Annotated in this window: 20 protein-coding genes; 8 read left to right on the top strand and 12 right to left on the bottom strand. The window is 58.7% G+C overall.

Annotated features, from left to right (window positions below):
• Positions 1-29 precede the first annotated feature (29 nt).
• Both ACT2B1_RS08800 and ACT2B1_RS08795 read left to right on the top strand, forming a co-directional pair.
• Entirely contained in the window at positions 30-971 is a 942-nt protein-coding gene (locus ACT2B1_RS08800; protein WP_171240656.1) for a nucleoside hydrolase, read from the top strand.
• Complete coding sequence (locus tag ACT2B1_RS08795; protein WP_171240655.1) at positions 968-1417, top strand: GNAT family N-acetyltransferase; 450 nt, start codon at positions 968-970, stop codon at positions 1415-1417. The genes ACT2B1_RS08800 and ACT2B1_RS08795 overlap by 4 nt, the downstream gene beginning before the upstream one ends.
• A gap of 48 nt (positions 1418-1465) precedes the next feature.
• On the opposite strand, the gene ACT2B1_RS08790 is transcribed toward ACT2B1_RS08795, so the two are convergent.
• From ACT2B1_RS08790 to ACT2B1_RS08765, 6 genes are all read right to left on the bottom strand, one after another.
• A complete protein-coding gene (locus ACT2B1_RS08790) occupies positions 1466-1633 on the bottom strand; it encodes a hypothetical protein (RefSeq protein ID WP_171121664.1) in 168 nt (55 codons plus the stop codon).
• Positions 1634-1809: 176 nt separating this feature from the next.
• Entirely contained in the window at positions 1810-2322 is a 513-nt protein-coding gene (locus ACT2B1_RS08785) for a GNAT family N-acetyltransferase (protein WP_481668958.1), read from the bottom strand.
• A 40-nt stretch (positions 2323-2362) separates the two neighbouring features.
• Positions 2363-3640 carry a phosphopyruvate hydratase gene (gene eno / locus ACT2B1_RS08780; RefSeq protein WP_481668957.1) on the bottom strand — a complete coding sequence of 426 codons (1278 nt, stop codon included), beginning with the start codon at positions 3638-3640 and terminating at the stop codon, positions 2363-2365.
• Between the two features lie 145 nt (positions 3641-3785).
• Positions 3786-4667 carry a DMT family transporter gene (locus ACT2B1_RS08775; RefSeq protein ID WP_171240645.1) on the bottom strand — a complete coding sequence of 294 codons (882 nt, stop codon included), beginning with the start codon at positions 4665-4667 and terminating at the stop codon, positions 3786-3788.
• A 136-nt stretch (positions 4668-4803) separates the two neighbouring features.
• On the bottom strand, positions 4804-5217 hold the full coding sequence (locus ACT2B1_RS08770) for a Fur family transcriptional regulator (protein ID WP_171122310.1): 414 nt from the start codon (positions 5215-5217) through the stop codon (positions 4804-4806).
• A 74-nt stretch (positions 5218-5291) separates the two neighbouring features.
• Complete coding sequence (locus ACT2B1_RS08765; protein ID WP_171122308.1) at positions 5292-5996, bottom strand: endonuclease/exonuclease/phosphatase family protein; 705 nt, start codon at positions 5994-5996, stop codon at positions 5292-5294.
• Positions 5997-6232: 236 nt separating this feature from the next.
• Between ACT2B1_RS08765 and ACT2B1_RS08760 the strand changes: the two genes are divergently transcribed.
• Complete coding sequence (locus ACT2B1_RS08760) at positions 6233-7120, top strand: DMT family transporter (protein WP_171240644.1); 888 nt, start codon at positions 6233-6235, stop codon at positions 7118-7120.
• 10 nt (positions 7121-7130) lie between these two features.
• Here ACT2B1_RS08760 and ACT2B1_RS08755 read toward each other — a convergent pair whose 3' ends face one another.
• Complete coding sequence (locus tag ACT2B1_RS08755) at positions 7131-8549, bottom strand: protein adenylyltransferase SelO (RefSeq protein ID WP_481669014.1); 1419 nt, start codon at positions 8547-8549, stop codon at positions 7131-7133.
• Positions 8550-8633: 84 nt separating this feature from the next.
• On the opposite strand from ACT2B1_RS08755, the gene ACT2B1_RS08750 reads away from it, so the two are divergent.
• Both ACT2B1_RS08750 and ACT2B1_RS08745 read left to right on the top strand, forming a co-directional pair.
• Complete coding sequence (locus ACT2B1_RS08750) at positions 8634-9053, top strand: cupin domain-containing protein (protein ID WP_171240642.1); 420 nt, start codon at positions 8634-8636, stop codon at positions 9051-9053.
• A gap of 3 nt (positions 9054-9056) precedes the next feature.
• Entirely contained in the window at positions 9057-9947 is an 891-nt protein-coding gene (locus tag ACT2B1_RS08745) for a fatty acid desaturase (protein ID WP_171240641.1), read from the top strand.
• On the opposite strand, the gene ACT2B1_RS08740 is transcribed toward ACT2B1_RS08745, so the two are convergent.
• Entirely contained in the window at positions 9913-11037 is a 1125-nt protein-coding gene (locus ACT2B1_RS08740) for an anhydro-N-acetylmuramic acid kinase (protein WP_171240640.1), read from the bottom strand. The two genes, ACT2B1_RS08745 and ACT2B1_RS08740, sit on opposite strands and share 35 nt — an antisense overlap.
• Before the next feature lie 183 nt (positions 11038-11220).
• On the opposite strand from ACT2B1_RS08740, the gene tyrS reads away from it, so the two are divergent.
• Entirely contained in the window at positions 11221-12465 is a 1245-nt protein-coding gene (gene tyrS / locus ACT2B1_RS08735) for a tyrosine--tRNA ligase (RefSeq protein WP_171240639.1), read from the top strand.
• Between the two features lie 85 nt (positions 12466-12550).
• Here tyrS and ACT2B1_RS08730 read toward each other — a convergent pair whose 3' ends face one another.
• Entirely contained in the window at positions 12551-13522 is a 972-nt protein-coding gene (locus ACT2B1_RS08730) for a hypothetical protein (RefSeq protein WP_481668956.1), read from the bottom strand.
• A gap of 242 nt (positions 13523-13764) precedes the next feature.
• On the opposite strand from ACT2B1_RS08730, the gene ACT2B1_RS08725 reads away from it, so the two are divergent.
• Entirely contained in the window at positions 13765-14520 is a 756-nt protein-coding gene (locus tag ACT2B1_RS08725) for a 3-hydroxyacyl-CoA dehydrogenase (protein WP_171240638.1), read from the top strand.
• A 3-nt stretch (positions 14521-14523) separates the two neighbouring features.
• Here ACT2B1_RS08725 and ACT2B1_RS08720 read toward each other — a convergent pair whose 3' ends face one another.
• From ACT2B1_RS08720 to ACT2B1_RS08710, 3 genes are all read right to left on the bottom strand, one after another.
• Complete coding sequence (locus ACT2B1_RS08720) at positions 14524-16332, bottom strand: ABC-F family ATP-binding cassette domain-containing protein (RefSeq protein WP_254449230.1); 1809 nt, start codon at positions 16330-16332, stop codon at positions 14524-14526.
• A gap of 41 nt (positions 16333-16373) precedes the next feature.
• The gene (locus ACT2B1_RS08715) at positions 16374-17108 is read right to left on the bottom strand and encodes a GNAT family N-acetyltransferase (RefSeq protein ID WP_481668955.1); all 735 of its coding nucleotides are present in this window, start codon (positions 17106-17108) and stop codon (positions 16374-16376) included.
• A 97-nt stretch (positions 17109-17205) separates the two neighbouring features.
• Positions 17206-17682, bottom strand: coding sequence for an outer membrane protein assembly factor BamE (locus tag ACT2B1_RS08710; RefSeq protein WP_171122288.1), 477 nt, complete (start codon positions 17680-17682; stop codon positions 17206-17208).
• Positions 17683-17767: 85 nt separating this feature from the next.
• Between ACT2B1_RS08710 and ACT2B1_RS08705 the strand changes: the two genes are divergently transcribed.
• Positions 17768-18304, top strand: coding sequence for a YceD family protein (locus tag ACT2B1_RS08705; RefSeq protein WP_171240636.1), 537 nt, complete (start codon positions 17768-17770; stop codon positions 18302-18304).
• Positions 18305-18393: the final 89 nt, after the last annotated feature.

Genomic DNA, 18393 nt, shown 5'->3' with positions numbered 1-18393 from the left:
GTCCGACCTTCACGCCCCCGGAGACGCCCATGCCCCCTCGTAAAATCATCATCGATACTGACCCCGGCCAGGACGACGCCGTGGCCATCCTGCTGGCGCTGGCCAGCCCCCAAGAGATTGAGGTTCTGGGCATAACCGCCGTCGCTGGGAACGTGCCGTTAGACCTGACGTCCAAGAACGCCCGTATCGTCTGCGAACTGGCCGGACATACCGAGGTGCCGGTTTACGCCGGGTGCGACCGCCCATTGAAACGAGCGCTGGTCACGGCAGAACATGTGCACGGAAAAACCGGTCTGGACGGCCCGGATCTGCCTGATCCGCAGATGCAACTGACCGACGGGCATGCGGTCGACTTCATTATCGACACCCTGCGCGCGCATGAGCCAGGAACGGTCACGTTATGCCCGCTGGGGCCACTGACAAACATCGCAACCGCCTTTACCAAAGCGCCTGATATCGTGGATCGAGTGCAGGAAATCGTGCTGATGGGCGGCGCGTATTTCGAGGTTGGCAACATTACCCCCACCGCAGAATTCAACATTCACGTCGACCCAGAAGCTGCTGATATCGTGTTTAAATCAGGTCGCCCTATTGTCGTTATGCCGTTGGATGTCACGCACAAGGCGCTGGTCACCAAACCCCGCAACGACGCCTTCCGCGCGCTGGGAACCAAGGTCGGTATCGCCGTGGCCGAGATGACGGATTTCTTCGAACGCTTTGACAAGGAAAAATACGGCAGCCAAGGGGCACCACTGCATGACCCGTGCGTCACAGCCTATCTGATCAAGCCCGAATTGTTCTCGGGTCGTTTCGTGAATGTCGAGATTGAGACCCAATCAGAACTCACGATGGGTATGACGGTCGCCGACTGGTGGCGCGTCACCGATCGCAAACCCAACGCGACATTCATAGGAGATGTGGACGCGGACGGGTTCTTTACCCTGTTGACCGAACGGCTGGCCCGACTATGAGCGCTGCCCTGCGGCTTGCCCGCCCCGAAGATCTGGACCGCTTGGTGGGCCTGGTCACTGCATTCCACTCCGAGGAAGGTATCGCTCAGGATGCGGATCAGACCCGCAACGCTCTGGCCCCGCTATTAGAGGGCATCCCCCACGGATGTGTCTACCTAATCGGACCCGGACGGGCACCGTTGGGATACATCATCCTGACATTCGGTTGGTCCGTCGAATTCGGCGGCATGGACGGCTTTGTGGACGAGATCTACATTCGCCCTGCCGTTCGCGGCCGAGGAATTGCATCCGAAGTATTGCTAGACCTGCCAAAGGCACTGGCCGGAGCTGGGCTTACCGCCCTGCATCTTGAGGTCGACCGCACAAACGAGGCAGCTCAGAAACTGTATCTGCGCACCGGGTTCAAACCGCGCGATCGGTATTTGTTAATGAGTAAGAAGCTCTGAATTCAGATCAATCACGGACGTCACTGCCCGTGATGTCACGCACAGGCCTTAGCGAGCCTCACCACGATAGATGTAAGTGGGCGATTCCATATCCCGAACCGGGTCACTTGCTGAAACCGGATCGCCAGTGATCGGATATGTGCCAGGTGCTGAACATGCCGCCAAAAATACAGTGCCGACTACCGACGCTACGAGAAGGAATTTAGAACCAGTCATGGTGTTCTCCTTTCTGTAATAAAGTCAGGGTACGAGACCAACCGGCCCTCCTAATAGGGAAAAGTTCACACATAAGTGCAATAATGCTCACTTAAGTAGCGGTTTTTTAAATTTCTCCTTCAATAACAACAGGAAAGAATGTCGAAAAATTTCGACTTTTTTAGCCCAAAATCGCGCTATTCCTGCAAATCCATTTCAAAAAACAGCAGATGACCATCTGCAACCTCGGGGATTTCCGAATAGGCGTCACGCAATTCAAACCCCATCGACAGATAAAGGCGTGTTGCGGCCTCAAGTGGTTTTCCTGTGTCCATCCGAATAATACGAAACCCCTTCAGGCGGCAGGTTTGGATCAGATCACTCATGATCGCGTACCCGGCACCGGTACCTCGGGCTTTCTCGTTCACGAATACACGCTTGATTTCAGCCACACCGGGTTCAATCGTATGGAACATCCCACATCCGACAGGCTGATCATCCTTTAACGCTAGCCGGACACCTCCTGTGGGTGCCGCGTGCTCAACCTCGATGGCATCCATCAAACGGGCGTATTTCTCACGCGGGTAGAATGTTCTGACAATGCGTTGGGATTTTTCATCCAGCGTCAGAAGAAATGCGCGGTATTCCCAACACAAACGCCGGACCGCATCAAAGTGGTCCGGCGTTTTGGGGTCTATGATTGAAAGCAAAACCTGATCCTCGAAACAAATTCGAGGATCAGGTTAACATTCACCGCTTCAGGATCGAAGCCCCAGCGTATTCGGCGACCTCGCCCAGCGATTCCTCGATGCGGATCAGCTGGTTGTACTTGGCCAACCGGTCCGACCGCGCCAGCGAGCCGGTCTTGATCTGGCCGCAATTGGTCGCCACGGCCAGATCGGCAATGGTGGCGTCCTCGGTCTCGCCCGAGCGGTGCGACATCACGTTGGTATAGCGCGCGCGGTGGGCCATATCGACGGCGCGCAGGGTTTCGGTCAGCGATCCGATCTGGTTCACCTTGACCAGCATCGAGTTCGCGCAGCCGCGCTCGATCCCTTCGGCCAGACGCGCGGGATTGGTCACAAACAGGTCGTCGCCCACAAGCTGGACCTTGTCGCCGATAGCGTCGGTCAGGGCCTTCCACCCGTCCCAGTCATCCTCGGACATGCCGTCTTCGATTGAGATGATCGGATAGTCTTTGACCAGCGCCGCCAGATACTCGGCGTTTTCCTCGGAGGTCAGCGAAATATTCTCGCCCGACAGAACGTATTTGCCGTCCCTGTAGTACTCGGTGGCGGCGCAATCCAGGGCAAGGTGGATTTCCTCGCCCGGCTTGTAACCTGCCTTTTCAATGGCTTGCAGGATGAAATCCAGCGCTTCGCGTGTGGATGCGATGTTGGGTGCAAAGCCCCCCTCATCGCCGACGCCAGTGGCCAGACCTGCCGCCGACAGTTCGCGTTTCAGCGTGTGGAACACCTCGGACCCCATGCGCACCGCTTCGCGAATATTCGCGGCCGAGGTCGGCATGATCATGAATTCCTGAATGTCGATCGGGTTGTCCGCGTGCTCACCACCATTGATGATGTTCATCATCGGCACGGGCAGAACGCGCGCCGACGTGCCGCCGACATAGCGATACAGAGGCTGCGTGGTGAAATCGGCTGCGGCCTTGGCCGTGGCCAGCGAGACACCCAGAATGGCGTTCGCGCCCAGACGGCCCTTGTTCTCGGTTCCGTCCAGTTCGATCATCGCCTGGTCGATGGCGACCTGTTCAGTCGCGTCAAAGCCAACCAGTTCTTCCGCGATCTCACCGTTCACCGCAGCAACGGCTTCCAGCACGCCCTTGCCCATATAGCGCGCCTTGTCGCCATCGCGCTTTTCCACCGCCTCATAGGCGCCGGTCGAGGCCCCCGACGGCACCGCCGCCCGGCCCATCGTGCCGTCTTCCAAAATCACGTCCACCTCAACCGTCGGGTTGCCCCGACTGTCAAGAATTTCACGGGCGTGGATGTCGATGATTGTGCTCATTAGGCCGATCCCTGTGGCTGCATTCAGTTGCACGCCTCATAGCATCACGGATTCAAAAGTAAACCGGACCCGTTATCGCTAACACTCGTATTTCCACAGGTTTAGGGCTAACAGCCAATTGTTTGGGCTAACGTGCGACGATCCGTCAGGCGGCAACGGCCAATTCGCGCGCCAAACGACGCTCACGGATAAAAGTATACATGCCAGACAGGATAATCAGAGAGGCCCCGGCAAGTGTCATTACGTCAGGACGTTCGCCGAACATCAGCATCCCCGCAGCAATCGAAAAGACAAGGCGCGTATAGCGGAACGGTGTCAGCGCCGAGGCCTCTCCGATCCGCATTGCCGTTACGATGGCGTAATACGCCAAAACGCCAAAGCCGATCGCGCCCAGATAAGGTCCAACTTGTCCGGTCTGCAGCGGAGCGACGGGTTGCGCCGACAAGACCATAAGGGCTGCACCCGCCAGCGCGATCGCCACATAAGCCTGCAACGCCACAACGGACGACGCCACACGCGCATCAAGCTTGCGCGTAATCAAATCGCGCGCAGCGATTGCGACTACGGTTGCCACAACGAAAAGCGATTCGGGCTGAAACCCCGCCAAACCAGGGCGAATAATCATCAGGACGCCGACAAAACCAATTCCGATTGCACTCCACCGCCGCCAGCCGACATGTTCCCCTAGAAACAGCGCGGCCCCCATGGTTACCGCCAAAGGCATGGCCTGAAAGACCGCAGCGACTGTTGACAGTTCCACCAGCGACAATGCCGTGACAAAAGTCACCGCCCCGAATGCCTCGGCCCCTGCCCGCGCCATCGGCAACGGTTGCCATGCCAGCGGATCAAATATGCGCTTTCGGGTTACCAGCGACATACCTGTAAACAGGAACCCGCAGCTTACCCCCAGAACAATCATGATCTGACCGGTGGGAACACTGGTCGACAGGTGCTTGATGAACATATCCTCAAGCGCAAAGGCCGCCATCGACCCGATGATCAGCAAAATGCCGTGTACGTTGTTCATGCGCGTTTCCAAAGAAAGGGGCAGGTAAATGCCAAGCCCTCAAATCAGGAAAACCGTAACATCCCAAACGCCGCAAGCGATATTGCGACGTGTTTCATGAAATCGCGTGCGACTGCCAATCGCGTTTCGTGATGGGTCAGTCCTGTTCCAGCGGAACACCGTACAGTTCTAGCCGGTGCCCTTTCAGCTTGTATCCCAGCTTTGCCGCGATCTTCTCTTGCAGCGCTTCGATGTCGGGGTCTACGAATTCGATGACTTTGCCCGACTGCATGTCGATGAGGTGGTCATGATGATCCCTCTCAGCGTCCTCATAGCGCGCGCGGCCGTCGCCAAATTCCAGACGTTCCAGAATTCCCGCCTCTTCGAACAGTTTCACGGTGCGGTACACGGTAGCTATCGAGATCCCCGAATCCACCTCTGATGCGCGCGCATACAGCTCTTCGACATCCGGGTGATCCTCACTTTGCTGCAGCACATGTGCAATGGTACGGCGCTGACCTGTCATGCGCAGGCCCTTGGCCTCACAACGGGCGATGATCGTATCGGACATGAGTGACCCTCGGGGCTTTTTCGGTTCTCTGTCTTAATACGTCTGTGCGGCTGGCGCCACAGGGGATTTGCATTCTATGCGGCGCGCCGAAGATCAGCCCATATCGGTAAATGATCCGAAGCGATATGCGCGGGCCGAGCGTCATGGACACCATGCAGGATGGCCTCTAACCCGTCGCCCAGCGCAATCCTGTCCAACGCGCCCAGCGGCTGCGCGGCGGGAAAGCTGGGAACTGGTGGCAGAAACCGCATGTCCGGCGCCAGATGATCCAACACCGGCTGCCGCGACCATTCGTTGAAATCGCCTGCCCAGACCGTCGGCATCTGATCGAGATCATCATCGAACCGCCGCAGATGAGTGATCTGCTGACGTCTGGACGCAGGCAACAGGCCCAGATGCATCCCCATAACCCGCAGTGGGCCGATTTGGGTATCAAACTCGACCCGTACCGCGCCCCTAGGCTCTAACCCCGGCAGGTCGTGGTGACCTTTCTGGCGTTCCTGAATTTTATCGCCACGCCAGATGACAGCGTTGCCGTGCCAGCCCAGACTGCCCGCACCGCCCAGATCAACGATCTGCCAACCCGCTTCATCCAACATAAAATGAGGCAGAGCCGCCGGTCGTGGAGGCAGGCGTTTGTCAGCCTCTTGCAACACCACGATATCGGCTTCCATGCTTTCGATCACCTGCAGGATGCGCTGAGGCTGGCGACGAAAATCAAGCCCGACGCATTTCTGGATATTGTAACTCGCAATGCGCAGGGTTGAATGAGTTTGCATTTGGACCTGATCAAACATTTGAACCAAGAGTGCCACGATGGTTGTCAGGTGCAACCCCCCGACGCCCGAATGATGCGCTTATACAGAATTTTGAAGGCGGCCTCGTTCAACAGCCCATGATATCCGCGTTTCAAAGCCGGACATGGACCGACGTACATGTTCCACTTGATCCCCAGCCAACGTTCACTCTATCCCGGCGACAGGCTAGTGTTGCTTGCCGATTTTCGAGGACGTTCATGATTTCGAACCCAGTTCATACGGACAATACCACCCGCGCCAGCGTAATCCTTGTCATTGGCGGAATGATGTGGGGGCTGTATTGGATTCCGGTCCGGTTCTTCTATGACCTTGGCTTGACAGGTCCGTGGCCGGGTATCGCGATGTATAGCTCGGCCCTGCTTGTTTTGATCCCTCTGGTTTGGCGCGAGCGTCTGGCACTGGCCTTACAATGGCGCAATCTCGCCCTTAGCGGGATGTTCACCGGGGCAGCGTTCAGCCTGTATTCCCTGAGTCTTGTCTACACGGACGTCGTCCGCTCGATCCTTCTGTTCTATTTGACGCCAATCTGGGGGACGATGCTTGGGCTGGCTTTCCTGGGCGAGCGTCTAAGCTGGGGTCGCTTTGCCGGGCTGGTCTGCGGGATCGCAGGGTTGTTCGTTGTGCTGGGCGGCGACGGCTTTGTGCCATGGCCGCAAAACGCAGGCGACTGGCTGGCGCTGGCGTCGGGCATCTGTTGGGCGCTGGGGACCCTTGGGCTGTATCGGGCCAGCAGTATTTCCGTTTCCGGGCAGGTGTTTGCCTTTGTGTTGGGCGCACTGATCCTGTCTTTTCTCAGCCTCGCCCTTATTCGCGGCCCGGTTCTGCCCGCCCTCGCCCAAGGCGACTATCTTTGGGTCCTTCAACTTGCCCTTCTGTCCGCCCTATACACGCTGCCCATGGTCTATATGACGATCTGGCCCGCGACCAAGCTGTCGCCCGCGCGGGTCGGCATCCTGTTGATGAGCGAGGTTGTCGTCGGTATCGCTTCGGCGGCTGCATTTTCGGGCGAACCCTTCGGTTTGCGCGAACTGTTGGGTGCCGTCCTGATCGTCAGCGCAGCAGTCTTGGAAATCGTGCGCAAATAACCACAAACACTTACGTCCCACAGAATGTCGCGTGCACCACTTCGCTCTGAGTCGGCGGGCGTTTGAGGTCGGCCTCATCGGGTTGTTCCTTAAACGGCTGCGCCAGAACCCGGTTCAAGCGATGGAACGGGCCATAGTCACCTTGCACAGCCGCCTCAATCATTTGTTCAACCCGATGGTTGCGCGGGATAAAGGCGGGGTTTGCTGCGGCCATGACCGGGAATGGATCGTCTTCCCGCTGCAACCGAGCCTTCCAACCCTCAGCCCATGTGTCAAACGCAGCCGGGTCCGTGAATTGAGCGCGGGCTGTATCGCTGCCCAGCGCGCGGAACGTATTGGTGAAGTCGGCCTGATTTTGCGCCATGCGCACCAATAGATCAGTAATCAACCCCTCATCCCCCTCTTCCGAGATCGACAGTCCCAATTTGGACCGAAAGCGCGCTTGCCAGTTCTCTTGCAGCAAGTCCGGCATGGCATGAACAATCTCGGTCGCCTCTTCTACTGCGGCCTGCTTGTCCTCGACCTGCTGGATCAGGGCGGTGGCAAGCTGCGCGCCGTTCCAAACGGCAATCTCAGGCTGGTTGGAATAGGCGTAGCGGCCCATACGGTCGATTGAGCTGTAGACCGTATTCGGGTGATAGGTGTCCATAAAGGCGCAGGGTCCATAATCTATGGTCTCGCCCGCGATCGAGCTGTTGTCGGTGTTCATAACGCCGTGAATGAAGCCCACGCTCATCCATGCGGCGATCAGTTCGGATTGTTTCTGGACAACGGCGCGCAACAGACCCATTGGCCCTTTGGCCTGAGGGTAGTGCCGTTGAATCGCGTAGTCCGTCAGTTGGCGCAGGCTGTCAAACTGGCCGCGCGACGCAAAGACTTGAAACGTCCCCACACGCAGATGGCTTTGCGCAACCCTTGTAAGCACAGCGCCGGGCATAGGCCCTTCGCGCAAGACAACTTCACCGGTCTCAACCGCAGCCAGCGCCCGCGTCGTTGGAATGCCCAGCGCGTGCATCGCCTCAGACACGATGTATTCCCGCAGGACCGGACCCAGCCAGGCCCGTCCGTCGCCCTGTCGGGAAAACGGTGTTGGGCCCGAGCCTTTGAGCTGAATGTCCCGGCGCACCCCGTCGTTTCCAACGGTCTCCCCCAACAGCACGGCGCGACCGTCACCAAGTTGAGGGTTGTAGTTTCCGAACTGGTGCCCAGAATAAAGCTGCGCGATCGGCTCTGACCCATCGGGCAGCGTGTTTCCCGCAAACGCCTCGGCCATTTCATGCACATCGCCTGGAGTGACGCGCAAAACACGCGCAAGGTCTTCGTTGAACGTGATCAGTTGCGGCGCGCGTACGGGGATCGGAGCCTGCCTTGCATAAAAGCTGTTGGGAAGCCGGGCATAGGTGTTGTCGAACGGGATCATCAGGGTCATGCGGCAAACATATTCCTGATCCGGCCGAATACCATAGCGGATCACGCAAACCCGTGCATAATCATTCGCAACCACGAGGCACCAATGACTGCACAAGACATCATCGACCACCTGAAACTGCAACAACACCCCGAAGGCGGCTGGTTTCGCGAAACCTGGCGCGCGGAAAACGAAGGTCGCGCCACGGGCACCTGCATCTATTTCCTATTGGCAGAGGGCGAGCGCAGCCACTGGCACCGCGTCGACGCGACCGAGATTTGGCTATTCCACGCTGGTGCGCCGCTTATCCTGTCCATCAGCGATACAGATACCGGGCCTGCCGTGGATCACGTGCTGATCCCTGACCTTTCCAAGGGCGCGCCCCAACTGATTGTGCCAAAAGGCCATTGGCAAGCCGCCCTGTCCACCGGAGCTTACACCTTGGTCAGTTGCACCGTGTCACCGGGGTTTGAGTTTGACGGCTTTGAACTGGCCGACCCCGGCTTTGACATTCCCCGAGGTTGAAGAATGGATCACCGTGCCCTCATAGCCTCGATTCCGCCAGAGGAAAAAGACCGCCTGCAAGAGCGTTCGAACCTCGCAGGATTGCGGCACCTTTCCCTATATGTCCTGCTGCTTTTGGTTACGAGTTTAGGCATTGCCTTACGGGTCCCGCTCTGGCCACTTCTGCTGCTGCCTCAGGGTCTGCTTCTGGTGTTTCTGTTTACACTCAGCCACGAGTGCACGCATAAGACGCCCTTTCGCACCGGCTGGCTGAACGACGCGGTTGGTCACCTTGTTTCGGTGCCTATTGCCCTGCCCTTCACGTGGTTTCGGTACTTTCATCTGGCCCACCACAAATGGACCAATGACCCGGACAAAGACCCGGAACTGGACGGCAAACCCAGACCGGAGCGCTGGCCTGACCTTTTGATCTACCTCAGTGGCTGGCCGTACTGGAAAGGCATGGCGCTCGTTCTCTTTCGCAACGCGACCGGAAAGATCGACGCGCCCTACCTACCCCAGCGACAGCATCGCGCCATACGGATTGAGGCAGTTATGTTGCTGGGCCTCTATACGCTTGCTGGCATCAGCCTGATCTTCACACCGATCCTGTTCTGGCTGTGGCTGCTTCCGGTTCTAATTGGACAGCCATTTCTGCGCCTTTACCTATTGGCAGAACACGGCCTCTGCCCACCGGTCGCCAATATGCTTGAGAATTCACGCACCACCTTCACCAACCGGATAATCCGGTTTTTGGCGTGGAACATGCCCTTTCACGCGGAACATCATGCGTTTCCGAATGTGCCTTTCCACCAATTACCGTCCCTGCACGGCTGGACGAAAGCCCATCTGCAATCCACCTCGGACGGATATTCTGAGTTTACGGCAGACTACGTGCACGCGCTGGAGCGCTGATCATACCACCGCCAACAAGCGCCCTGACTCCGGTCGTTCCCGGGCACGAGGTCGGCAAACCCTTGGCCACGCGGACGGCGAGATAGGCGAAGGCCTGCGCTTCCAGCATGTCTCCGTCCAGACCTACGGCCTCGACCGGTTCGACCGCGCAGTCGAGGCCCGCGCGCAGCATTTCCATCAAGACCGGATTGCGGCGGCCTCCGCCCGTGACCAGTACGCGCGCGGGGCGCTTGGGGCAATGCTCCATCCCCTGCATCACGCCTGCGGCGCACATGCCCGTCAAGGTTGCCACGGCATCGGCGTCGGACAGTTCCTGTACCAACCCGATCATTTCTGCGAAATCGTTCCGGTCCAGCGATTTGGGCGGCACCTTGTTAAAGAACGGCTCGGCCAGAAACAATTCAAGCGCACCCATCTCGACCGTTCCGCCGCGCGCAACTGCGCCATCCCGGTCCATCGGCAAACCAAGCCGTGTTTGCATCAGGTCATCGACCGGCGCGTTGGCCGGACCGGTATCAAAGGCCAGCAGCGCGCCGGGGGCTTCGGGGCCATCAAAACTGGGGTCCACGTAAGTCAGGTTCCCCACCCCGCCGAGGTTCAGAAAACACAGAGGTTCCTTAGCTCCGATCCATTTGGCACAGGCGAAGTGAAAGAACGGCGCGAGCGGTGCGCCCTCACCCCCCATCGCCACGTCGTCACTGCGGAAATCCCACACGACGGGAACACCCAACGCCTGAGTCAAACCGTCTCCGTCGCCCACCTGCAAGGTTCCCCGCCCACCCGGTTCATGTGCAAGGGTCTGGCCATGAAAGCCGATCAGATCGATCTCATCGAATTCAGACAATGCTTCGGCATGGGCGATGGTCACCAGTTCAGCGGCGGCATCGACTTCGGGACCATGCCAATGGCCCAGCGCAGACCTGAGTGTGGCACGTTCTTCGTCGGAATAAGCGCGATAGCCGCTGGGACCGAACCCCATGATGCGCACCCCGTCGGTTTCGACCACGGCTGCGTCCACGCCATCCAAAGACGTGCCCGACATTGCGCCCAGTGCTTTGACCGTATCCGTCTTGCCTATTACCCGGCTCATGCCTTACCTCTTGCGTCTTTCGCGCCCGTTGGATCAGCGCGTTGGCCACAACCTGCACGGTAACGTAAACACAACGCAAGCCACATAAGGCGCACCGCGTGCTTTTCCTGCAAAAGGTGCCTTTTCCTTGCCACCCCCACCGCCTATACACTGCCCCGCAACACAAACCCAAAGGGCACGGATATGACCTACCACCCCAAATCGGATTTCATCGCCACGATGATCGAGCGCGGCTTTCTTGCCGACTGCACCGATTATCAAGGCCTTGACGACGCGCTGATCAGTGGGGTGCAAACAGCCTATATCGGTTATGACGCAACCGCGCAGTCGCTGCATGTCGGTCACCTGATGAACATTATGGTTCTGCGCTGGCTGCAAAAGACCGGTCACAAGCCGATCACCCTGATGGGCGGCGGCACCACCAAGGTGGGTGACCCCTCATTCCGGTCGGACGAACGCCCCCTGCTGGGCCCCGAACAGATCGACGCCAACATCGCCGGGATGCAGAAGGTTTTCGCCAAGTACCTGTCCTATGATGACGGCGACACCGGCGCGTTGATGCTGAACAATGCAGAATGGCTGGACAGCCTGAACTACCTCGATTTCTTGCGCGATATCGGGCGGCATTTCTCGGTCAACCGGATGCTGTCCTTTGAATCCGTAAAATCCCGTCTGGACCGCGAACAATCGCTGTCTTTCCTCGAATTTAACTACATGATCCTGCAGGCCTATGACTTCCTTGAGCTGAACCGTCGCTATGGCTGTGTTCTGCAGATGGGTGGCAGCGACCAGTGGGGCAACATCGTCAACGGGATCGACCTGACGCGCCGGGTTCTGGATCAGGAGATTTATGGCCTGACGACGCCTCTGCTGACCACCAGCGACGGCCGCAAGATGGGCAAATCGCAGGGCGGAGCGATCTGGCTGAACGGAGATATGCTGTCGCCTTATGAGTTCTGGCAGTTCTGGCGCAACACCACCGACGCCGACGTTGGCCGCTTTCTGAAGATTTTCACAGAACTGCCCGTGGGCGAGTGTGACCGTCTGGCCGCGCTGCAAGGGTCCGAGATCAACGAGGCCAAAATCCGCCTCGCCAACGAGGTCACCACCCTGCTGCACGGGGCCGAGGCCGCCGCGACCGCGGAAGCCACAGCGCGCGAGGTGTTCGAGAAAGGCGGCGTGGGTGACGATCTTCCGACCCTGACCATCGGTGCGGATGAATTGCCTGCCTCAATCGTGCAGTTGATCGTTAAGTCCGGCCTCGCCAAATCCGGCAAGGAAGCCAAGCGTCTGATCGCCGAAAACGGAGCCAAACTGGACGACGCACCACTGACCGACGCGGGGTTGATGATCGACGCAGGTGCGCTGTCATCGCCGATCAAGCTGAGCGCAGGAAAAAAGCGGCACGCGCTGGTGCAACTGGGCTGAACGCTCGATTGAACCGATAGGCAACACAAGAAAACGGCCACCCTATTGGGCGGCCGTAATTTTTTGGAAAGCTGGTTTTGAGGCCTCAGCGTTTCCCGCCGTTGCCGTTTCCGCCGCCATTGCCGTTTCCACCGCCTTGGCCGTTGTTGCTACCGCCGTTACCGGTCCCGGGGCCTGAGCCTCCGGTGTTTCCACCGCCATTACCAGAGTTGCCGCTGTTCCCGTTTCCATTTCCGGGGCCGCCATTGCTGCCACCGTTGCCGTTTCCGCCGCCTTGGCCGTTGTTGCTGCCGCCGTTACCGGTTCCGGGTCCCGAGCCTCCGGTGTTACCACCACCGTTACCAGGATTGCCGCCGTTGCCGTTGCCGTTGCCGGGGCCGCCGTTGTTTCCACCGTTGCCACCGCCGTCGTTGTTGCCGCCGCCGCCGTCATTGTTGCCGCCGCCGCCGTCATTGTTGCCGCCGCCGCCGTCATTGTTCCCGCCGCCGCCGTCATTGTTGCCGCCGCCGCCGTCATTGTTGCCGCCGCCGCCGTCATTGTTGCCGCCGCCGCCGTCATTGTTCCCGCCGCCGCCGTCGTTGTTCCCGCCGCCGCCGTCATTGTTGCCGCCGCCGCCGTCATTGTTGCCGCCGCTGTCGTTGTTGCCGCCGCCATCATTGTTGCCGCCGCCGCCGTCATTGTTGCCGCCGCCGTTATTGCCACCCGGACCAGATCCCGCTTGGTTCCCTTGATCGTCGTTCGGGTTTTCACCCGAATTGGAAGTTGCCCCAATCGACGCCGTCGAGAAATCTGTCAACAATGCGGCCAAAGCGGGGCATTGCTCGCCCGTGACGGCTAATGTTGCTTCGAAATCCGACCGCCGCTGCAGGCGCTCTATGAAGCTTGGCGTCACTTGCGTACAATCACACAGGGCTTGATATTCGCCCGCGTTGGCCGCGATCCGTGCCGTTCTTGCGTTGCAAACTTCTGTCGAAGCCTGCGCAGTTGTTGCCATCAACACCCCGACGAACGGGGACACCACCAAGGCTGAAACGCTTGATTTCAGTCTTATCCGCATCATTAATCTCCTTGCGCCCTAAAAACCCAAGTCCTTCAGGATCTTCGATTACAAAGTGGAAGCCGCAGATGAAGCGCGGTTAAGCGCATGCTGAAAATGCGTTAACAAAGGGCTCGCCACCACTCATCACACTCGACCAGAACACCAGTTGTGACGGTTATGGCGCATGGATATACAATATGTACCTGCGCCACCAATCAAATGTGGTCACAATGTGTCAAAATTAAGGAGAGGTTACCGAAATGCAACTACCCTCAACCGGCGCCATAGTCACAGGCGGCGCATCCGGGCTTGGAGAGGCAACCGCTCGGTACTTTGCCGAAAACGGAGCACAGGTCACTATTCTGGATCGTGACGCCGAGCGCGGAAATGAGGTTGCGGCCGAAATCGGCGGGCACTTTGTCGAGACGGATGTGACGGATGAGGCGTCGGTCGCCGCTGCGATTGACTATGCGGTAGACAAGATGGGTCGGATCACCACTGCTGTGAACTGTGCTGGCATAGCCGTAGGCATCAAGACGGTTGGGAAAGAGGGCCCTCACCCACTGGACCCATTTCAACGCACGATCGACATTAATCTGGTTGGAACTTTCAATGTTTCGCGTCTTGCAGCCGAACAGATGGCAAAGAACGCACCCGAGTCCGACGGCGCACGAGGCGTGATCATCAACACGGCGTCGATTGCGGCGTTTGATGGTCAGAAAGGCCAAACCGCCTATGCCGCATCCAAGGGTGGCATTGTGGGTATGACATTGCCCATGGCCCGTGACCTGGCCTCATCCGGTATCCGCGTGATGGCCATTGCACCGGGAATTTTCATGACGCCCATGCTCGCTGGCCTGCCGGAAGAAGTGCAACAGCAACTGGCGGCGGATGTCCCGAACCCTGCCCGCCTTGGCGACCCGCGTGAATTCGGGCGGTTGGCCGGGTTCATCGTCGAAATGGGCTATCTGAACGGTGAAGTGATCCGTATCGACGGCGCCCTGCGGATGAGGTGACCGTCAGACGCCTTCGGCCTTTTCTTCCAGCATCAGCCATTCTTCTTCGGCTGCTGCTAGCTTCTCTTGCCGTTCAACCAGCGCCTCGGTCGCTTTCTGGAACTTGACCGGCTCGCGGGTGAACAAGTCGGGATCGGACATGAGCTCTTCGAGCTTACCGATCTCGGCCTCAAGCCGTTCCATTTCAGCAGGTAGCTTTTCCAGACGGTGTTTTTCGGAAAACGACAGGCCCGATTTGGGCTGATTTTCCTGCTTTACCTTAGGTTTTGAAGGTTTTGTTTTCTCAGCCTTCCTTTCGAAAACGTCACCGCGCTGCGCAATATAGTCGGACCACCCGCCCGCGTAGACTGTGGCGCGGCAATTGCCCTCCATCGCGATGGTGGTCGTGGCGACGCGGTCCAGAAAATCCCGGTCGTGACTGACCAACAGAACGGTCCCGTCATAATCGTCCAGCAGTTCCTGCAGCAGGTCTAGCGTTTCCACATCCAGATCGTTGGTCGGTTCGTCCAGCACCAGCAGGTTCGAGGACTTTGCCATCAGCTTGGCCAACAAAAGCCGCGCTTTTTCTCCACCTGACAAGGACTTGACGGCAGCCCTTGCCTGCCGTTCGTCGAAAAGGAATTCCTTGAGGTAGCCGACAACATGCTTGGGCTGGCCGCCCACCATCACCTGATCAGCTTTGCCGGAAACGCGCATCTCGGGGTCACCGGTCAGGCTGTCCCACAGGGTCATTTCCGGGTCCAACTGCGCGCGGGTCTGATCAAAAACGGCAATCTCAAGGTTGGTTCCAAGCGACACAGAGCCTTCGTCCGGTTGCTCCTGCCCCAGCAACATTTTCAGCAGGGTCGTCTTCCCCACACCGTTGGGGCCGACAAAGGCCACCCTGTCCCCGCGCTGCACCAACAGATCAAAGTTCCGAACGATCTGCTGCGCCCCGAAAGATTTGGCCAGCCCCTTAGCCTCGATCACTTTTCTGCCTGACTTGGGTCCGGCTTCCAGCGTCATCGCAGCCGAGCCCTGACGCTTGATCTGCGCTGCTTTCTCGGCCCGCAGCGCCTGCAACGCGCGAACCCGACCCTGATTGCGCTTACGCCTCGCACTGATGCCTTCGACGGCCCATTTCGCCTCAGATTTGATCAGGCGGTTCAGTTTGTGACGCTGCTGATCTTCTTCTTCCCAGACTTTGTCGCGCCACGCCTCGAATGCTTCAAAGCCCTGTTCTTGCCGCCGAACAACCCCACGGTCGATCCACAGAGTCGCGCGGGTCAACGCGCGCAGGAATGCACGGTCGTGCGAGATCAGGACATAAGCCGCACGGGTCGACCCCAACTCGCGTTCCAACCAAGCAATCGCCTCGATATCCAGATGGTTGGTCGGCTCATCCAACAGCATCAGGTCGGGCGCTTCGGCCATCAGCTTGGCCAGCGCTGCACGGCGGCGTTCACCGCCCGAGGCTGTCTCAACAGCGCGCGACGGATCAAATTTCAAACCCTCACCCGCGCGTTCGACCTTGTAAAGCTCTCCGGGCTCCAACCCGCTGGAGGCATAATCGCCAAGCGTGGCAAACCCCTCCATCCCCGAGTCCTGCTCCATATAACCCACAGATTTTCCAGGGGGGATGACGATGTCGCCTTGATCGGCCTCAACCAGCCCCGCCATAACTTTCATTAGTGTCGACTTACCGGACCCGTTCCGCCCGACCAGCGCAACGCGGTCGCCCGGCTGAACCACCAGATCCAGCCCCGAAAACACCGGGTCGCCCCCAAAGGTCAGGGAAATACCGGCCATCTGCAACAAAGGAATTCTCGCCATGCCCGCCAGCTAAACCGGCAGGGCCAAGGCGTCAACGGCGATTACCCGACAACCGCGCGCAACAGCCGCTTTCGCGCCGGAGGGATCGCCCTAATCTCAAGCCCGGTAAAGACGTGGAGCGTATTCATGTGGCGATCGACAACAGCGTGATCGCTGACCCAGCCGCCCATCATCAGATAAGTGCGCAGCAACGGCGGCATCCGCAGCATTGCCTTCTTGGCATCGGGCCTGCGTCGCAGCCTTGCGGCAAAGCGGAACACATCGGGCGCCTTTACGCGCGGCAACCAGCGCTTTGGGGCCAGGTGGCGATGTTTCAGCATGGCAAACGCGTCCAGATATTCGGAAGTTTCTGTCCCGGCAAACGATGAGCAACCGAACAGCATTTCCACATTGTTTTCGTCCACATAGGCGGTCATTGCCCCCCATGCGACGCGCAGGATATCGGGGTCAGTCCAGTCAGGGTGAACGCAGAATCGCCCCATCTCGACCATACGTCCGGTGAATCCTTCAAGCGCCGAGAGGTCATAGAACTGGGCGGAATAGCTGCGGCTGATCTCGGACCCCTGATCCATCGTTAGCATCCGAAAGCAGCAAACCACTTGCCCCTCGGCGCGCGTATCCTCGACCAGAATATGCGCGCAGAGAGGATCGAAACCGTCCTGATCCACCTGTTCTGTTCCAAAGGCCAGCGTCCGCAGTCCCTGCGCCGCCGCAATATCCTGCGGCGTTCGCGCCAGACGCGCGCGGTACCGGCCCTTGCCGAGCAATAGTGCCATGGTCGCACCTCCGCGGTTGCAGACCCGTTTCTTCCTGCTGCGTGACTATCACACTATGTGTGACCATCGTGTGACTGCGACAAGAACTGGCTTCAAATTAATTGGTCGCGCCGGGAATGTTCGCAGGGTTGAAGTTGCCAATGTTGCCAAGCAGTTGACGCAGGAAGCCCCGACCCTCGATACTGGAATCGGTCACGCGGCGATCCAACTGAACGACAACTCCGTCCTCAAGCCCGTAGCGCTCGATGTTGCGGACGACGCCGCGCTGATCAAAGCTGATCGCGACCAGTTGACGTTCGACGACTTCGGGGCGTTTAGGGCCGTAGTGACGGACTTTGGAACGCACATAGTAATAACCGGAATCCCGTACCACGCCGGACGACGTTGGCGCGCCGACGGCTTCGACCACGCTGTCGCGGGTGTCTACGCCGACTTTGATCTCGGCCAGTTCTTCTGGTGTGGGGACATACCCGTGATTCTCGAAAACAGGCGTACACGCACCAGCGACAACCAGACACGCCCCAAATACAAGCGCTTTGGACGCTGGTTTCAACCTGTTCACAACCTTCAACATTCACACCCTCTTGCCTTGGCCCCTTGCGGACCCTATCCGATTACATCAAACCGCAGCCCCGGTTCAACACAGGAAAGGGTCACGAATGAGCAACCAGACGTCTCTGCGGGTCGCAGACCTGCCCCAGAACACGCCAACCGCCTTTGATCTGCGCCCGGATGCCAGATGGCTGGATGTGATCAAAGAGGATCTTGGCCTGCTCGGATTGCGCAAACTCAGCTTCGTGGGCGAACTGCGCGCGCAAGGCAAACGGGACTGGGCTTTGACCGGTAAATTGGGTGCAACGGTCATTCAGCCGTGCGTCGTGACATTGGAACCGGTCACGGCCAGGATCGACACGCCAGTATCCCGCATGTTTCTGGCAGATTGGTCAGACCCGGACGAAGAAGAGTTCGAGATTCCCGAAGGCGACGACTCGGAACCTTTGGGAGCAGAGATCGACCCGGCGCAGGTCATGATCGAGGCGCTGTCGCTGGCGCTGCCGCAATACCCGCGCAAGGACGGTGCGGAACTGGAACAAGCCGACTATACTGAACCGGGCAAACAGGCGATGACAGATGAAGACGTCAAACCCTTTGCCGGGCTTGCCAGTTTGCGCGATGCGATGAAAAAAGACGAGTGACACCGCGCAGATTTCCTGTCATAGCACGCCCTCAGAAAAATCGCTTGAACATGTCGAGAATCGCAGTATTTTCGCGCGCTCATCGGAAT

This window comes from Ruegeria sp. S263 (assembly GCF_056780525.1).
Note: the sequence above shows the minus strand (reverse complement) of the source record. Positions and strands in the feature narration are given on the sequence as shown.

What these genes read in the sequence shown, in the direction of transcription:
- ACT2B1_RS08770 (WP_171122310.1), bottom strand. Translation starts at nt 5,217, where the DNA reads ATGTCCGATACGATCATCGCCCGTTGTGAGGCCAAGGGCCTGCGCATG.
- ACT2B1_RS08800 (WP_171240656.1), top strand. Translation starts at nt 30, where the DNA reads ATGCCCCCTCGTAAAATCATCATCGATACTGACCCCGGCCAGGACGAC.
- ACT2B1_RS08760 (WP_171240644.1), top strand. Translation starts at nt 6,233, where the DNA reads ATGATTTCGAACCCAGTTCATACGGACAATACCACCCGCGCCAGCGTA.
- ACT2B1_RS08795 (WP_171240655.1), top strand. Translation starts at nt 968, where the DNA reads ATGAGCGCTGCCCTGCGGCTTGCCCGCCCCGAAGATCTGGACCGCTTG.
- ACT2B1_RS08775 (WP_171240645.1), bottom strand. Translation starts at nt 4,667, where the DNA reads ATGAACAACGTACACGGCATTTTGCTGATCATCGGGTCGATGGCGGCC.
- ACT2B1_RS08755 (WP_481669014.1), bottom strand. Translation starts at nt 8,549, where the DNA reads ATGACCCTGATGATCCCGTTCGACAACACCTATGCCCGGCTTCCCAAC.
- ACT2B1_RS08715 (WP_481668955.1), bottom strand. Translation starts at nt 17,108, where the DNA reads ATGGCACTATTGCTCGGCAAGGGCCGGTACCGCGCGCGTCTGGCGCGA.
- ACT2B1_RS08720 (WP_254449230.1), bottom strand. Translation starts at nt 16,332, where the DNA reads ATGGCGAGAATTCCTTTGTTGCAGATGGCCGGTATTTCCCTGACCTTT.
- ACT2B1_RS08790 (WP_171121664.1), bottom strand. Translation starts at nt 1,633, where the DNA reads ATGACTGGTTCTAAATTCCTTCTCGTAGCGTCGGTAGTCGGCACTGTA.
- ACT2B1_RS08750 (WP_171240642.1), top strand. Translation starts at nt 8,634, where the DNA reads ATGACTGCACAAGACATCATCGACCACCTGAAACTGCAACAACACCCC.
- ACT2B1_RS08710 (WP_171122288.1), bottom strand. Translation starts at nt 17,682, where the DNA reads ATGTTGAAGGTTGTGAACAGGTTGAAACCAGCGTCCAAAGCGCTTGTA.
- ACT2B1_RS08705 (WP_171240636.1), top strand. Translation starts at nt 17,768, where the DNA reads ATGAGCAACCAGACGTCTCTGCGGGTCGCAGACCTGCCCCAGAACACG.
- ACT2B1_RS08740 (WP_171240640.1), bottom strand. Translation starts at nt 11,037, where the DNA reads ATGAGCCGGGTAATAGGCAAGACGGATACGGTCAAAGCACTGGGCGCA.
- ACT2B1_RS08725 (WP_171240638.1), top strand. Translation starts at nt 13,765, where the DNA reads ATGCAACTACCCTCAACCGGCGCCATAGTCACAGGCGGCGCATCCGGG.
- ACT2B1_RS08765 (WP_171122308.1), bottom strand. Translation starts at nt 5,996, where the DNA reads ATGCAAACTCATTCAACCCTGCGCATTGCGAGTTACAATATCCAGAAA.
- ACT2B1_RS08730 (WP_481668956.1), bottom strand. Translation starts at nt 13,522, where the DNA reads ATGCGGATAAGACTGAAATCAAGCGTTTCAGCCTTGGTGGTGTCCCCG.
- ACT2B1_RS08745 (WP_171240641.1), top strand. Translation starts at nt 9,057, where the DNA reads ATGGATCACCGTGCCCTCATAGCCTCGATTCCGCCAGAGGAAAAAGAC.
- tyrS (WP_171240639.1), top strand. Translation starts at nt 11,221, where the DNA reads ATGACCTACCACCCCAAATCGGATTTCATCGCCACGATGATCGAGCGC.
- eno (WP_481668957.1), bottom strand. Translation starts at nt 3,640, where the DNA reads ATGAGCACAATCATCGACATCCACGCCCGTGAAATTCTTGACAGTCGG.